Origin of the sequence: Xenorhabdus poinarii G6 (assembly GCF_000968175.1) — a bacterium.
GTDB classification, from domain to species: Bacteria; Pseudomonadota; Gammaproteobacteria; order Enterobacterales; family Enterobacteriaceae; genus Xenorhabdus; species Xenorhabdus poinarii.
Window position 1 is genome coordinate 1,954,592 of sequence record NZ_FO704551.1, and the last position, 16,582, is coordinate 1,971,173.

The window sequence follows — 16,582 nt, forward strand, 5'->3', positions numbered from 1 at the left end:
TATGAACGCGAGATTAATTACCCCTTGTGGTGAAAACTCAGTCAGTCTGGGACAGCCGAATATTAAGGACTACCTAAGACTGATAGCTTTAAATATTGAAGAATCTATGCTGGAAGCCGGGGCAACTCCCGGAAAAGATTATACCTTCATTGATATTTACAAAATGGCTATGCAGTACGTTAGTGTTAATAGCGTTGTTGGGGGAGAGCCAATCAGTTTTCAAAACATGTTTTAAAGAGGTAAATATTTAACATCGTTTATATAACGGTGATGTTTACCCCGAACGGTTAATTGATAATCGAGGTCAAATATGGGTGTAAAAACCGGCATCATTAGCGACGCTGATATTGCCGAACTGACGGGCTATCAAATCCCGTCCAAGCAGTGCGAAATACTCAAAGACGCCGGTATATTTTTTATCACCCGGCGGGACGGGAAACCTAGAACCACATGGGAGCATTTTAACAATCCCATATCACAGCGGGTTAGAAATTATGCGCCCGTCCCCCAAGAACCAAATTTTGGAGCGTTAGATGGGTAGGAAACGCATGAACCCCGCAGATAATTGGATGCCTCCGCGCGTTCGGCGGGGGCGCTCTGCGTATGAGTTTCAAACATATGACAATCGAACCGTCCGTTTATGTGATTTTTCAGCGACACAAGCGGAAGTTTGGGTTGCGTATGAAAAAATGATCGCTGATCAGAAGAGTGAAAACAATTTAAATGGACTGATTCAGGAATTTTTTCTGTCCGCCGATTTTTCCGTATTAGCCACCGAAACCCAAAAAGATTATCGAAAATACGCCAATAAAATACTCTCTGTATTTGGCAAAATGCTACCGGATAATATCAAACCGCAACATGTTCGTCAGTACATGGATAAACGCGGATCAAAAGCAAAAACACAGGCCAATAGAGAGAAAAATTTCTTATCTCGTGTTTTTGGATGGGGATATGAGAGAGGAATAGTGCATAGCAACCCCTGTAAAGGGGTGCGGCAGTTCAAAGAAAAAGCGCGGGAACGGTATATCACCGATGCAGAATATAATGCCCTCTATTCTGTATCCCCCACGATAGTTCAGATTGCTATGGAACTGGCGTATCTGTGCCTGGCGCGGCAAGCGGATGTTCTGTCTCTTACCTTTGCGCAGGTACAAGACGCGGGCATCTTCATCAAACAGGGTAAAACCGGCGTTGCTCAAATAAAGGCATGGACGAACCGGTTAGATAACGCCGTGGCTTTGAGCCAAACATTGCCGATTGATACAGGCGTTAGCAGTATCTACGTACTCCACCAACGTAGCGGTTCCAGATATACCCGTGACGGATTTAACAGCCGCTGGCAGAAAGCGAAAGATATAGCGAAAAACACCTTTCCAGAACTGGACTTTAACTTTACGTTTCATGATTTGAAGGCAAAAGGCGTTTCAGACCTGGATGGCTCGTTATCGGAAAAACAACAAATATCGGGTCATAGAAATATTACCCAGACGGCGAGATATGATCGAAAAGTGAATATCGTCCCGGTTGTCGGGGGTCAGAAAAAGTAAACGCGGGAACTAAAAAATATAGTGAAAAAATATAGTGAACAAATAGTGAAATGTGATTTTCGTCAAAGAAAAAAGCCACCGCAAGGTGGCTCTTTTTATTCCCTAACTCACTGTATTATCAGTGAATTTTATATGGTGCCCAGGGCGGGACTTGAACCCGCACAGCCTTAAGGCCGAGGGATTTTAAATCCCTTGTGTCTACCGATTTCACCACCTGGGCTAAATTTGGAGGCGCGTCCCGGAGTCGAACCGAGGTTGACGGATTTGCAATCCGCTGCATGGCCACTCTGCCAACGCGCCTTTTTGGAGCGGGAAACGAGACTCGAACTCGCGACCCCGACCTTGGCAAGGTCGTGCTCTACCAACTGAGCTATTCCCGCCCTTCTTCGAACTGCTTGATTTACTTAATTTGTTTCGTAAACCTCATGTGCCGTTCGATGCGTTGCATTCTACTTACTTCACGAAATGAGTCAACACAATTATTGATGAAATGCGTTCGTTCGATGATTTTTGCGCCACTTCGATCATCCTTCGCGCAAATCAACCCACGCAGTGCTCAAATATTGAAACATTGACCAAAACGTCAAGACCGCAGCAGCATAGAGTAAGATAACCCCCCCCACTTCAAATTCAATACAAGGGCGCCATAATAAAGCAACCAATGCCGCCATTTGTGCTGTTGTTTTTATTTTTCCCATCCAGGAAACGGCTACATTACTGCGTTTTCCCAACTCCGCCATCCACTCGCGCAGAGAGGATATGATAATCTCTCGTGCAATCATCGTCGCGGTAGGCAAAGTGATCCACCATGTGTGATAGTGTTCTGCAATCAGTACCAGCGCAGTAGCAACCATCACTTTATCCGCCACCGGATCAAGAAATGCACCAAAACGCGTTGTCTGTTTCCACAAACGGGCAAGAAAACCATCAAACCAGTCTGTTGCAGCAGCGATAACGAAAATGCTGGCACACAACATCGGTGACCATTGGAATGGCAGGTAAAATGCCAATACAAAAAATGGGATCAAGGCAATACGGAACAGAGTAAGCCATGTTGGAATATTTAATTGCATAATGCTAGTAACTATCTGGCCATGTAAAGTTTATTAGTATGGTGCATCAATACTCTTAGTGTTTCAATGCATTATAGATTTTTTCTGCCAGTGCATAAGAAATAGAAGGCACTTTTGCGATCTCCTCTACACTTGCATTGCGCAAAGGTTGTAATCCACCCATATATTTCAATAACATTTGTCTACGTTTCGGCCCAATACCGTCTATCGATTCCAGTATACTGGTTTTTTTCACTTTTTCTCGACGCTGACGATGCCCGGTAATGGCATGGTTATGAGATTCATCACGAATATGTTGAATAACGTGTAACGCAGGTGAATCAGGAGGCAGTGCCATGCCTTCTCCTTCTGCTTCAAAAAACAATGTCTCTAATCCCGCCTTACGATCACTGCCTTTTGCGACGCCAATTAATTTGGGCTGATTTTTATTCCATTCAACTTCCAGCGAAGCAAAAACCTCAAGCGCACGGCCAAGTTGGCCTTTGCCCCCATCAATAAAGATAATATCTGGAATTTTCGTCTGATCAATCGCTTTACTATATCGACGGCGTAAAACTTGGTTCATCGCAGCGTAATCATCTCCCGGCGTAATGCCCGCAATGTTATAGCGGCGATACTCTGCCCGAACCGGGCCATTACCGTCAAAAACCACGCAAGATGCAACGGTCTGCTCCCCCATCGTATGGCTAATGTCAAAACATTCCATACGTTGAATTTTTTTAAGTCCCATCAAAGTAGCCAGTGATTCTAATCGCTGGTGAATGGTTGCTTGTTGGGAAAGTTTTGTGAGCAAAGCGGTTGATGCATTAGTACGCGCTAATTTTAGGTAACGTGCCCTATCGCCTCTTGGTCGTGCCTGGATAGGAATTTTTCTGCCCGATAATTCAGAAAGTGATGCTTCCAACAACACCTTTTCAGGTAAGGCGAAATCTAACAAAATTTCTGTCGGCAGTGCCCTGTTTTGGCTGCCTTGAAGATAGAATTGACCAAGAAAAGTTTGTACTACTTCATCTAATTGTGTATCCGCCGGAATTTTAGGATAGTAGCTTCGACTACCCAATATTTTCCCCTGACGGATAAATAAGACATGCACACAAGCTATCCCCGCTTCAAAAGCGACACTGATCACATCCAGATCATCGCCGTCGCCGAAAACAAATTGCCGCTCAGTCACTTGCCGTACTGCCTGGATTTGATCACGATAGCGAGCAGCCTCTTCAAACTTCTGCTGTTGACTTGCGTTTTCCATTTTCTTCACTAATCCCGCCAGAACTTGCTGATCTTTTCCCATCAAAAACAGACGAACATATTCGACTTGTTGCTGATAATCTTCATCTGTGACAAGACCTTTAACGCAAGGCGCAAGGCAGCGCCCTATCTGATATTGCAAACACGGTCTGGAACGATTGCGATAGACACTGTCTTCACATTGGCGAATAGGAAATAGTTTCTGTAATAAAGCCAACGTGTCACGTACTGCATGAGAATTGGGAAATGGGCCGAAATATTCGCCCTTCGCATGTTTGGTTCCACGATATACGCTTAGACGAGGGTGGATATCCTGACTCAGAAAAATGTAGGGATACGATTTATCGTCTCTCAACAAGACATTGTAACGTGGCTGATAGCGCTTAATGTAGTTATGTTCGAGCAGAAGCGCCTCTGTTTCCGTGTGAGTAACGGTGACATCTATCTGCGCAATATTTTTCACCAGAGATTCCGTTTTGCGGCTACTGACTTGCCCCCGAAAATAGCTAGATAACCTTTTTTTTAGATCCTTGGCTTTCCCCACATAAAGCACCGTACCAGTCGTATCGTACATGCGGTAGACACCCGGCTGGCGGGTAACGGTTTTTAAAAATGCCTGATAATTAAATAGCGCCGCCACAATTTATCACCCACGTTTTATGACTCACAGCGAGTGGCCATATTCTGCGCGTCAAGTAATCCACAGCGTATCGCCATATGAGTCAATTCTACATCACCGTTGATATTGAGTTTACTGAACATCCTATAACGGTAGCTATTCACTGTTTTTGGACTCAGATTCAGTAAGACAGAAATCTCATTAACTTTACGCCCCTGAGTTATCATTGTCATGATCTGTAATTCCCGCTCCGAAAGTTGATCCAACGGGTTTTCTTTTGAGGGAGATAACTGATCGAGTGCCATCTGCTGAGCAATATCAGGAGAAATATAACGTTGCCCGGCATAAACAACCCGAATGGCGTTAATCATCTCCTGAGGTGTTGAAGCTTTGCTTAAATACCCCCTGATCCCTGCCTGCATCACTTTCGTTGATAAAGAACTTTCAGTATGGATAGTCAGCATAATCACCCGCGTGTCCGGTGAATAACGGATGATTTTTTTAGCGGCTTCCAGCCCTCCTATGCCTGGCATTCCCATATCCATAATGACAACATCCGTGTTGTTTGATCTACACCATCTGACCGCATCTTCTCCACTACTGGCTTCTCCTACGACTTTAATTCCCTTTACATTATCCAGGATGCCTTTCACGCCAATGCGAACCAGTTCATGGTCATCAACTAACAAAACACTAATCAAACAACATCTCCACTAACGTCATACTCACTCAAATAATGATAAATTAATAAGCGCCAAAGCCAAGCGGATACGCTGAGTTTATCTTTATAATTTCATAAGATAAATTGAAAGAAGACAACATTCTCTTTTGAGTGAGATCAAAAATTCTTGGGTGAGGTAACCGATTATACAAACATTAATGTCAAACAGAAAGAAAATTGTTACATATCAACATAATAAATAAACTTAATTATTTCCTATTATTAAATATGTCGCCCAAAAATTCCATTTAATATTATCTCAAACAGCATAGGCTTTTGTTATCCATACCAATCTCTTTTAATCTGAAACAATATGAGAGACATGTTACTCGCATATTGCAGCAACTATTTAAATAAGTTAAGCAGATCTTCTTGAGTCAGCATGGGGGTGTCTTCAACAAAATTATAATATGCGGGTTTACTGTCCACATAAATCTGACGAGATAATTTACTTTTTTGATTATGATCAAACAAAGCAATTGGGAGATAGTAAGTACTAGGATGATGTAAATGGTAAAAAAGATGGGTGCCACATTTTTTACAGAACGCGCGCTCTGCCCATTCGGATGAGGCATATGTTGAAATAAATTCAGCCCCCTCTATTTTCAGATCATCCTGACAGTCTACGGCTAAAAATGGCCCTCCGCCCCATTTTTGACATGTTTTACAATGGCATACATTAATTTCTTCAATACTTTGACTGGTTATGAATCCCACCGCACCACATAAACAACGACCTTGATTCATCATTTCACCTCGTCTTCGTTATCCTCTTCATCATCATCAATATGCCAATTGTGCAATATTCGATGAACAAAAGGGGTTACAACCATCCCTACAGCGATAAAAAATATCGCCTGAAGGAATAATCCATAAATAGCCGCAAAATATTTTCCCAGCATACTGACCGGTTCAATATGCAGGTTTTGTGTTCCAATCATTGACACAGAATTCAGTATAGCATCAGGAATAGCATGGCTTTCGATCAAGAAAAACCCCAGTACGCCAGGAATAATACCGATCAGAAAGATAATGAATGCATGCAAGAGAAAGCGCAATATACGTAAAATAAAGCGATCAAGGCTAATTAATTTATCAGTAAATTTTTCCATACCCAATCTCCACTAATAAATTAGTTACTCTATTGATGGTATGTTAAGTTTTATTTTTTATCAATGATCGCTCAATATCACGCCATCAACCAGGTAGTCATCCCTTTTTTCTTTAAAGCGGACTATCCTGAATTTTAGAACGTATAGAAGTCGTTGCTCGGGGGAAAATATCAGATAGATATTGCAAATATATCAGGGTTAACAACGTTATATTGAGATGACGAATCCACAACGCTTTTTATTTTAATTAAGAAACCCCATCAACAATGATAGGGTCACTGATTGGAAACTATTTAGCTTCAGGCAATGTGGCGTCTGCTTCTTTTGGATGCAATGTATACATACCACCATTAAATGGATCAACAATCAACCAACCAATCAAACCACCAAAAATGAAATTTCCTCCCACATACCAGCCATTGGCTTTTGAAATCAATGGCAGCGTGACTGGTTGGAAATGTTCTTTTGCAAAAGTAATCTGATAATGTTTACCACCGAAATAACTACCATTCGATTTGGCAAGCATAACACTGTGTGGCGTCTTACCCTGTGCAACGACTTTGCCATCTTCATCTTTAATTGAAAATTCTGCGCCAGAAGGTTGGCTATTCACTCGGACAAGCTGAGTTTTTTCACCAACAATAGTCGCACAGCCGCTACAAAGCATAACGGCAAAGAATAATAACGCACAAATTTTATTCATATACATTCCATGAAAGAAAAATTATTACAAAATCCATTTTTTTATAATACTAAAAACAGGCATCCTGGCGCAATAAATTAAACTGACCGAATAAATCATCCTATTAAAAAACCATAATGGCGAAATAATCATAAAAAATATTAATTTTTTTAATCATATAATCACTGGCTTTATGTACTGCAAGATAAATAACCTCTGCTGAATAATATTGCCATTTCTCAGTTCCTATCACAAAAGAATATGATTTTATCGCCAACCACAATAAAATAATTAATCCTCAGAAATCAACCTATCCCCATCACACCACAATATTACCAAGCTCTTTAATGCCGTTTTAAGCGTTCCCGCTACATTGCACGCGAAAGACATGGACGTTGCGAGGTACGGGAATAAAAAAAATGGCCCAGAATCTGAGCCATTGATATTTAATTCACCGGGTGTGTATGAGCTCACTCAGTAAGACGCGCTTTACGTCTTTTCACAACCTGAAACCCAATCGCCAAAATAATAAACCAAGCGGGTGTCGCGATTAAGGCTTGACGAGTATCCGGCTGCAAAGAAAGCAGTAGCAAAACAAACGCAAAAAAAGCCAGACATACCCAAGGCATCACATTACTGAATGGCATTTTGTACGTCGAAGCCTGATGTAACGCCGGACGACGTTTTCTATACACCAGATAGGAACACAAAATCATGCTCCAAATAAACATAAACAAAATAGCAGAAACAGTGGTTACTAGAGTAAAAACCCGCATCACATCAGGGATCAAATAGATCAAAATGACCCCACAAGAGAGACACAAACACGTAAAAATTAACCCCGATGCCGGAACTGAACGGCGAGAAAGGCGACTAAACTGTTTTGGTGCATCGCCCTCTTTCGATAAGCCAAACAACATCCGACTGGTCGAAAACACACCGCTGTTTGCCGAAGATGCGGCAGAAGTCAGCACCACAAAATTCACAATGCTGGCAGCAGCCGGTAAGCCGATCAAAATGAATAACTCGACAAAAGGGCTTTTATCCGCAATGATAGTTCGCCACGGCGTCACTGACATGATCACAATCAGCGCCAAAACATAAAATGTAATAATACGAATGGGAATAGCATTAATGGCTTTTGGTAAAGATTTCAAGGGGTTTTTGGTTTCTGCCGCTGCCGTTCCCACGAGTTCAATCCCGACAAACGCAAATATCGCTATCTGGAATCCGGCAAAAAAGCCACTTAATCCCATGGGGAACATACCGCCATCATTCCAGACATTAGAAAGTGCAGCAACGTGTCCGCCCGGAGATTGAAAATGGATGCCAATCAGACATCCCCCCGTGACAATCAGGGCGACAATCGCAATAATTTTAATGATGGCAAACCAGAACTCCAGTTCCCCAAACAGTTTTACTGTCGCAAGATTGAGTGTTAACAGAACCAGAATGCACAGCAGTGAGGTTCCCCATTCTGGAAAGTGAGGTACCCAGTATCCGACATAAGCCGTGATAGCCACAATATCTGCGATACCCGTAATCACCCAACAGAACCAATATGTCCAGCCCACAAAAAAACCCGCCCACGGCCCCAGTAAATCAGCGGAAAAATCACTAAACGACTTATAGTGCAAATTAGAAAGTAATAACTCTCCCATTGCCCGCATAACGAAAAACAGCATAAATCCGATGATCATATAAACAAATATGATCGATGGCCCTGCCAGAGAAATAGTTTTGCCTGATCCCATAAACAGGCCAGTCCCAATAGCACCGCCAATGGCGATTAGCTGTATATGTCGATTGGTGAGTCCCCGCTGCAAGTGTGAATCTTCAGCTTCAGGCGTATGAGTGGGTTGTATTTTTTCTTCCATAGTTATATCCAATTTATTCTCACAGCATGGCCTTAATACCTCAAGCTGTGCTTAAGAGAACATTGTGACATAGACAACTACGGTATTAACAGAAGGATTTCAAAAATTCAGGGGCAAGTTTAGACAAAAGAGAAACACCCGGCTTTTGTGACAGCCGTTCACCAGACAGGATTGACGGTATATGGACTCAACTGACAAGCCCCTGAGGATCAGAGGCTTGTTAATTTATTAAATTATTTGGTCTTATAATGCGCTTCGGCGTCAACAAAACGCTGTTGGACCGATTGACTTGGGGCTTTCCCCAATAAACTTACCACAATAATCGCCATTGTCGCGAAAATAAAGCCGGGGATGATTTCGTAAAGCGCAAACCAACGGAATTCCATCCAAACCAGAACGGTGATAGCACCCACCAACATGCCCGCCAATGCACCATTGCGGGTCATTCGCTTCCAGAGTACGGAGATCAGAACTACAGGGCCAAACGCCGCACCAAATCCTGCCCAGGCATTACTGACCAGTGACAAGACTTTATTGTTTGGGTTAGTTGCGATCACAATCGCAATGATGGCCACCAGCAAGACCATCATACGACCCACCCATACCAATTCTTTCTGGCTGGCTTTCGTTCGTATAAATGCTTTATAGAAATCTTCGGTCAGCGCACTGGAGCAAACCAACAACTGACAACTTAACGTACTCATCACCGCCGCCAGCACCGCAGATAACAACACACCAGTGACCCACGGGTTGAATAAGATGACCCCCAGTTCAATAAAGATACGTTCGCGATTCTGTAATACTGCCCCCGCCTGCCCCGGATTTAACTGAAAATAGGCAATCCCCAAGAAGCCAACCGCAACCGTTCCGCCTAAACACAACAGCATCCACGTCATACTAATACGGCGTGCTTTGTGAATCGTCTGGTGTGAATCTGCCGCCATAAAACGTGCTAAAATATGGGGCTGGCCAAAATAACCAAACCCCCAGCCCAGCAGGGAAATAATCGCAATGATATTCAGCCCCTTGAACATATCCAAATAGGCCGGATTTTTGGCTTCAATAATATTGATGGCAGTATCGAGGCCACCCACTTTGAATAGGATAAGCACCGGTACCAGAATCAATGCAAAGATCATCAAAGATGCCTGAACGGTGTCCGTCCAACTTACCGCTAAAAAACCACCAAGGAACGTGTAGGCAATCGTTGCTAATGCACCAAGCCAAATCGCTTTTTCATAGCTGATACCAAAGGTATTTTCAAATAGCAAGCCACCCGCAACGACACCTGAAGCACAATAAATCGTAAAGAAAATCAGAATAACCAGTGCGGAAATAATACGCAGAATTTTGTTTTTGTCTTCAAAGCGATGAGTGAAATAGTCTGGTAACGTTAATGCGTTATTATTGACCTCAGTATGCACGCGCAACCGGCCAGCGACCCATCGCCAATTCAAATATGCACCCAGCAACAGACCTAACGCGATCCAGCTTTCTGATATACCTGAGAAAAAAATTGCCCCTGGCAACCCCATCAATAACCAGCCACTCATATCAGAAGCGCCAGCAGATAATGCTGTTACCACACTGCCTAATCGTCGACCACCCAATATATAGTCATCAAAATTTTTGGTGGAGCGATACGCGATAAATCCTATCAGCAACATCGCGGCGATGTAGATAATGAAAGTAATGAGCATTGGTGAATTTACTGTCATGCAGGTTCTTCTCCATAGTGTTTTTATAAATCATGTATCTGCAAATGCGTTATTTGCGTAAATAATGTCATCTGTCCTGAAAGTAAGCCTAAGTAACACCTCACTTTTTTATCAGACTGTCACAAAGTGCGCCTGATGATGACATTAGTTTCTATAAGTACTATTTACACTTGTAATTATTTTAAAATTACATTCTATCCTAATTTAGTTAAAACATTTTTAACAACCAATTAACTGGCTTTTTATAAAAAACGTTTACTAAATCACATTTACGCTTCCAGAAGTTGCACCTTTATTTAAATAACTAGTTATACCCCGAAACACCCTGATAAAAATAAAATCAATAAATATCATATATATATAAAATTTACATTCTTAAGAAAATAATAAAAACAAGATTAATTTCACAAAATCAGAACAATTGCTTTTACAAAGTTGCACAAAGTTGCAACATGAAAGATATTGTTATGTTCCTTGGTTTAGTCGTACCTATTAAGGAGTGAAAATGGGTAGCACCACTATGGGCGTGAAGCTCGATGAAGCAACGCGTAATCGAATTAAAACGGCCGCACAACGCATTGAACGCACACCACACTGGCTCATTAAACAAGCCATTTTTAATTATCTTGAACGTCTGGAAAATGCGGAAAATATTCCAGAAATATCAGCAGGTCAGGATAACAAAGAAGAAAAGATTTCCGAAGTAGAATCACCGATAGAAGTGCCTTATCAGCCATTTTTAGATTTTGCCGAACATATTTTACCCCAATCGGTGAAACGTTCTGCAATTACTGCGGCTTATCGTCTACCCGAAACTCAGGCCGTGCCAATGCTACTGCAACGTGCACAATTATCTGAAGAGCAGACCCAAGCAACCCATCAGCTCGCCTATGCCATCGCCGAAAAACTGCGCCAGCAAAAACCGGGCATGGGCCGTTCAGGTTTAGTGCAGGGATTATTGCAAGAATTTTCACTCTCTTCGCAGGAAGGTGTCGCGCTGATGTGCCTTGCCGAAGCCCTGCTACGTATCCCCGATAAAGCCACCCGTGATGCGTTGATCCGCGATAAAATCAGTAACGGCAACTGGCATTCCCATCTCGGCCAGAGTCCTTCCCTGTTTGTGAATGCGGCAACATGGGGATTGCTGTTCACTGGCAAGCTGGTGTCTACCCATAATGAAGCCAAGTTATCTAAATCATTAAATCGTATCATCGGCAAAAGCGGCGAGCCATTAGTGCGTAAAGGGGTAGATATGGCCATGCGCTTAATGGGGGAACAATTTGTTACCGGAGAAACCATCGCGCAAGCACTTGCCAATGCCCGCAAACTGGAGGAAAAAGGCTTCCGTTATTCCTATGACATGCTCGGCGAAGCGGCATTGACGGAAAAAGATGCCCAGGATTATCTGGTTTCCTATCAACAAGCGATTCACGCTATTGGAAAAGCATCGAATGGTCGGGGAATTTATGAAGGGCCGGGAATTTCCATCAAACTTTCAGCCCTGCATCCTCGTTACAGCCGTGCCCAATATGAACGAGTTATGGATGAACTCTATCCTCGCCTGCTGGCTCTGACGCTACAGGCGCGTCAATATGACATCGGTATTAATATTGATGCCGAAGAAGCTGATCGCCTGGAAATCTCCCTCGATTTGCTGGAAAAACTGTGTTTCGAACCCAAACTGGCCGGCTGGAATGGCATTGGTTTTGTCATTCAGGCTTACCAGAAACGTTGTCCTTTTGTCATTGACAGCATCATTGATTTGGCACAACGCAGCCGTCACCGCTTGATGATCCGTCTGGTGAAAGGCGCTTATTGGGATAGCGAAATCAAACGTGCCCAGGTTGATGGGCTGGAAGGTTATCCGGTGTATACCCGCAAAGTCTATACCGATGTTTCTTACCTCGCCTGCGCCCGCAAATTGCTTGCTGTGCCTAATTTAATATACCCCCAATTTGCAACCCATAACGCCCATACCTTATCGGCCATTTATCATCTGGCCGGACAAAACTACTATCCGGGGCAATATGAATTCCAGTGTCTGCATGGCATGGGTGAGCCACTTTATGAGCAAGTTGTCGGTAAGATCGCAGAAGGCAAACTCAACCGTCCATGTCGTATCTACGCGCCTGTGGGGACACACGAAACGCTGCTGGCTTATCTGGTACGCCGTCTGCTGGAAAATGGGGCCAATACTTCATTTGTCAACCGAATCGCAGACACATCCCTGCCAATTGATGAACTGGTCGCGGATCCGGTCAATATCGTCCAGCAATTAGCTCAGACCGAAGGGCAAATCGGCTTGCCACATCCGAAGATCCCGCTACCCCGTGATTTATACGGCAAACACCGGGTGAACTCATCCGGGCTGGATCTTTCCAATGAGCACCGTCTGGCTTCTCTTTCCAGCGCCCTGCTCAGCTCGTCAATGGAAATATGGCACTGTGAGCCGCTGTTGGGGGGGAATATCCAACCCACCGGGGATCTGCCCGCTGCTAAGCCGGTTAATAACCCGGCCAGATCTACCGATATCGTGGGTTATGTCCGTGAAACCACTGAAGCGGAAATCAGCCATGCGCTGGATACGGCTACAGAGGCCAGTACCATCTGGTTCGCCACCCCTCCCGCCGAACGAGCGGCAATTTTAGTGCGTGCGGCAGAGTTGATGGAAAATAATCTGCAAGCGTTGCTCGGCATTCTGGTCCGTGAAGCCGGTAAAACATTCAACAATGCCATTGCTGAAGTCCGTGAAACCGTGGATTTTCTCCATTATTACGCGGCACAAGTGCGTCAGGATTTCGCCAATGATACCCATCGCCCACTAGGGCCTGTCGTGTGTATCAGCCCGTGGAACTTTCCTCTGGCCATTTTCACCGGTCAAATCGCCGCTGCATTGGCAGCCGGCAATAGTGTACTGGCAAAACCGGCGGAACAAACGCCACTGATTGCTGCCGTTGCGGTGAAAATGTTGCATCAGGCAGGTATTCCGCGTGATGTATTGCAATTATTGCCCGGACAAGGCGAAACAGTGGGCGCATCCCTGATCGGTGATGAACGTGTACGCGGTGTCATGTTTACAGGCTCTACCGACGTTGCCAGCTTGTTGCAACGCAATATTGCCGGGCGCCTTGATGCTCAAGGGCGTCCAACACCGCTGATCGCCGAAACCGGTGGCTTGAATGCGATGATTGTCGATTCTTCCGCGTTGACGGAACAGGTTGTCACCGATGTTATCGCCTCCGCCTTTGATAGTGCGGGTCAGCGTTGCTCTGCCCTGCGCATCCTGTGTATTCAAGAAGATGTGGCTGAACGCACCATGACCATGCTAAAAGGCGCAATGGCGGAGTGCCGGATGGGAAATCCTGAACACTTAGCGACGGATATTGGCCCGGTCATCGATGCCGAGGCCAAAGCCGGGATTGAGCGCCATATCCAAACTATGCGCACCAAAGGCCGAACCATTTATCAGGCGGCCTACGAAAATGCAGCGGACAGCCAGGGATCATCACAAGGCACTTTCGTTAAACCCACGCTGATTGAGCTGGAAAGTTTTGATGAATTGCAGAAAGAAATTTTTGGCCCGGTTCTGCATGTCGTCCGCTTCAAGCGCCGTGAGTTAGATAAGCTGCTGGATCAGATTAACGCTTCGGGTTATGGCTTAACGTTGGGTGTTCACACGCGCATCGATGAGACGATTGCTCAAGTCACCAGTAAAGCGAAAGTCGGCAACTTATATGTCAACCGTAATATGGTTGGCGCGGTTGTTGGTGTGCAGCCATTTGGGGGCGAAGGTCTGTCAGGCACCGGGCCGAAAGCCGGAGGGCCACTGTATCTGTATCGTTTACTGTCACAGCGCCCTCTTCAGGCCGCCGCTCAGACACTGGAAAGGCAGGATACAGAATATGAGCTTGATACCCGGGTCCGTACCGCTTTACATTCACCGCTTTGCAAACTGGCTGATTGGGCCAATGAGCAAAATAATGCAGCATTACATCAGGTCATTCAGGAATACCGTTTACTGGCACAAGGCGGAACAGTACGCGTACTGCCCGGCCCAACCGGAGAACGCAATAGCTATACCCTTTTGCCGCGCGGTCATGTTCTGTGCCTTGCCGATAACGAACAAGATGTCTTAGTGCAATTAGCGGCGGTACTGTCTGTCGGCTGTCAGGCTATTTGGGAACAAGATGAACTACACCAGGAGCTGCAACGCCAGTTACCGGCTGAAATTCGTCAGCATATCCGTTGGGTTAACAATTGGCAGAATGAAGAGACAGCAATAGAAGCAGTTATTTATCATGGCGATGGCGATCAGTTACGTCAGGTCTGTGAAGCGATTGCACAACGTCAGGGGCCAATTATTTCCGTTCAGGGATTTGCCCGGGGTGAAACCAACTTACTACTGGAGCGGTTACTGCATGAACGATCATTAAGTGTGAATACGGCAGCCGCAGGCGGTAATGCCAGTTTAATGACGATCGGTTAATCTCATTTTAACCTCACTTGATGTGAAAGCCGATAAGGAGAGGGAAATGCGTAATAATCGCATTCCCCTCTGAAATCTTTTCAACCCAATCACATGATATATCGGTATTATTAATCAATAATGGGTATCGTTAATCAATAACCGTTTTGCTGCCAGCTCAGATATTGCTCATATTTACGCAGGGCAATATTGTAATTACTGAAAGCAGATTGAGATAACTTCTCGCTGAGTTTTTCCTGAATGGCTTCCGGCTTAAACTCACCCGTCGGATAATTACTGGATGTCAGCAATTCATCTAAACGCCTTAAACGAACCACATACTCACGCACAGTACTATGACTCATTTCGGTTTGCTCAAACAGGTATTGCTTAAATGCCATAATGTCAAAATGATCCGTCTGGCTATTGCAATAGATTTCACTACAAAAGCGGCACAGCGCGACAAATTTACCCTGTAACTCACTCCAGGTTTTGTCATCCACCAATTCAGTCATCTCAGAAATGGCTTCTTTATTGACGACCTGACCATTAAAAACAAGTGAAATACGATCAAGTGTTTTATGACAGTGCAGACAATGAGTCTGACTATGTTTATAGTCTTTGATATAACGGCTAAGAGGCCGTTTCTTTTGTGTTGTAACAGACATAAGAGATAAAGCCCTGTGTATAGTCTTAACAAAAAAAAACAAACATGCAAAAAGTTACTTTTCTGGTTCCAGACGCGCTTTCAGCCTTTTTATTGCCTGACTGTGAAGCTGGCTTACACGAGATTCCCCCACATTAAGCACTGCGCCGATCTCTTTAAGATTTAGCTCTTCCTGATAGTACAGCGTCAGCACGACCTTTTCCCGTTCAGGCAATGATTCAATCACCTCAATGACCCGCTGACGAAGATCGCCTTCCAGTAATTGTTGGAGAGGATTGGTTTCATGCTCTTCCCCCATCACGGGTTCACAATTTTCACCATGAATTTCGCGCCATTCGTCATAAGAGAACAGTTGACTGTTATTGGTATCTAACAGTATTTGCCGATATTCTATCAGATTTATCTTTAATTCTTTAGCAACTTCCTGCTCACTGGCCGGACGACCTAACGCTTGCTCAAGTTTACGGATGGTCTGCGTGACTTCACGTGCGTTACGCCGCACACTACGCGGAGCCCAATCGCGACTCCTCAACTCATCCAACATTGCACCTCTGATGCGCTGCACCGCATAGGTGGTAAAAGCCGTTCCCTGCAAGGAATCAAACCGCTCCACCGCATTCAGTAAGCCGATACCACCGGCCTGAAGCAAATCATCGAGTTCGACACTGGCGGGTAACCTGACCTGTAGCCTCAATGCTTCATGGCGAACCAGTGGTACATAGCGCTTCCAGAGGCTATTTTTGTCCATCACGCCTTCGGCGGTATACAAATCGCTCACAACAACAGACACCTTTGGATAAGAGACTGGCTACCATTATCCAATCCCCTAATCGGTACAATCGTTTGAACA

14 protein-coding genes and 3 tRNA genes are annotated in these 16,582 nt (G+C 44.4%); 4 read left to right on the plus strand and 13 right to left on the minus strand.

Annotated features, from left to right (window positions below):
• Position 1: 1 nt before the first annotated feature.
• The 3 genes from XPG1_RS09045 to XPG1_RS09055 all read left to right on the plus strand — a co-directional run bounded on the left by XPG1_RS09045 (position 2) and on the right by XPG1_RS09055 (position 1,550).
• Positions 2–235 carry a hypothetical protein gene (locus XPG1_RS09045; protein WP_045958787.1) on the plus strand — a complete coding sequence of 78 codons (234 nt, stop codon included), beginning with the start codon at positions 2–4 and terminating at the stop codon, positions 233–235.
• A 75-nt stretch (positions 236–310) separates the two neighbouring features.
• Complete coding sequence (locus tag XPG1_RS09050) at positions 311–541, plus strand: DUF4224 domain-containing protein (RefSeq protein ID WP_045958788.1); 231 nt, start codon at positions 311–313, stop codon at positions 539–541.
• Entirely contained in the window at positions 534–1,550 is a 1,017-nt protein-coding gene (locus XPG1_RS09055; RefSeq protein WP_045958789.1) for a tyrosine-type recombinase/integrase, read from the plus strand. Before XPG1_RS09050 ends, XPG1_RS09055 begins: the two co-directional genes overlap by 8 nt.
• A gap of 133 nt (positions 1,551–1,683) precedes the next feature.
• On the opposite strand, the gene XPG1_RS09060 is transcribed toward XPG1_RS09055, so the two are convergent.
• From XPG1_RS09060 to putP, 11 genes are all read right to left on the minus strand, one after another.
• A tRNA-Leu gene (locus XPG1_RS09060) sits at positions 1,684–1,770 on the minus strand.
• 6 nt (positions 1,771–1,776) lie between these two features.
• Positions 1,777–1,850, minus strand: a tRNA-Cys gene (locus tag XPG1_RS09065).
• A 4-nt stretch (positions 1,851–1,854) separates the two neighbouring features.
• Positions 1,855–1,930 (minus strand) — tRNA-Gly (locus XPG1_RS09070).
• Between the two features lie 144 nt (positions 1,931–2,074).
• Positions 2,075–2,623, minus strand: a complete 549-nt coding sequence (gene pgsA, locus XPG1_RS09075) for a CDP-diacylglycerol--glycerol-3-phosphate 3-phosphatidyltransferase (RefSeq protein ID WP_045958790.1) — start codon at positions 2,621–2,623, stop codon at positions 2,075–2,077.
• Between the two features lie 55 nt (positions 2,624–2,678).
• On the minus strand, positions 2,679–4,511 hold the full coding sequence (uvrC, locus tag XPG1_RS09080) for an excinuclease ABC subunit UvrC (protein ID WP_045958791.1): 1,833 nt from the start codon (positions 4,509–4,511) through the stop codon (positions 2,679–2,681).
• Between the two features lie 17 nt (positions 4,512–4,528).
• Complete coding sequence (uvrY, locus tag XPG1_RS09085) at positions 4,529–5,191, minus strand: UvrY/SirA/GacA family response regulator transcription factor (protein WP_045958792.1); 663 nt, start codon at positions 5,189–5,191, stop codon at positions 4,529–4,531.
• A gap of 365 nt (positions 5,192–5,556) precedes the next feature.
• Complete coding sequence (locus XPG1_RS09090) at positions 5,557–5,958, minus strand: GFA family protein (RefSeq protein ID WP_045958793.1); 402 nt, start codon at positions 5,956–5,958, stop codon at positions 5,557–5,559.
• Positions 5,958–6,323 (minus strand): hypothetical protein, encoded by a 366-nt coding sequence (locus XPG1_RS09095; RefSeq protein ID WP_045958794.1) that lies wholly within the window; start codon positions 6,321–6,323, stop codon positions 5,958–5,960. The genes XPG1_RS09090 and XPG1_RS09095 overlap by 1 nt, the downstream gene beginning before the upstream one ends.
• A gap of 289 nt (positions 6,324–6,612) precedes the next feature.
• Positions 6,613–7,026: a hypothetical protein gene (locus XPG1_RS09100; protein ID WP_045958795.1), complete on the minus strand. Its 414-nt coding sequence runs from the start codon at positions 7,024–7,026 to the stop codon at positions 6,613–6,615.
• A 449-nt stretch (positions 7,027–7,475) separates the two neighbouring features.
• Positions 7,476–8,882 (minus strand): D-serine/D-alanine/glycine transporter, encoded by a 1,407-nt coding sequence (gene cycA / locus XPG1_RS09105; protein ID WP_045958796.1) that lies wholly within the window; start codon positions 8,880–8,882, stop codon positions 7,476–7,478.
• 233 nt (positions 8,883–9,115) lie between these two features.
• Positions 9,116–10,600 (minus strand): sodium/proline symporter PutP, encoded by a 1,485-nt coding sequence (gene putP, locus XPG1_RS09110; protein WP_045958797.1) that lies wholly within the window; start codon positions 10,598–10,600, stop codon positions 9,116–9,118.
• A gap of 505 nt (positions 10,601–11,105) precedes the next feature.
• Here putP and putA point away from each other — a divergent pair.
• Entirely contained in the window at positions 11,106–15,086 is a 3,981-nt protein-coding gene (gene putA, locus XPG1_RS09115; RefSeq protein ID WP_045958798.1) for a trifunctional transcriptional regulator/proline dehydrogenase/L-glutamate gamma-semialdehyde dehydrogenase, read from the plus strand.
• A gap of 134 nt (positions 15,087–15,220) precedes the next feature.
• Here the strand turns inward: putA and fliZ are convergent, their stop codons facing one another.
• Positions 15,221–15,733, minus strand: coding sequence for a flagella biosynthesis regulatory protein FliZ (gene fliZ, locus XPG1_RS09120; protein ID WP_045958799.1), 513 nt, complete (start codon positions 15,731–15,733; stop codon positions 15,221–15,223).
• 54 nt (positions 15,734–15,787) lie between these two features.
• Positions 15,788–16,510 carry an RNA polymerase sigma factor FliA gene (locus XPG1_RS09125; RefSeq protein WP_045958800.1) on the minus strand — a complete coding sequence of 241 codons (723 nt, stop codon included), beginning with the start codon at positions 16,508–16,510 and terminating at the stop codon, positions 15,788–15,790.
• Positions 16,511–16,582 lie beyond the last annotated feature (72 nt).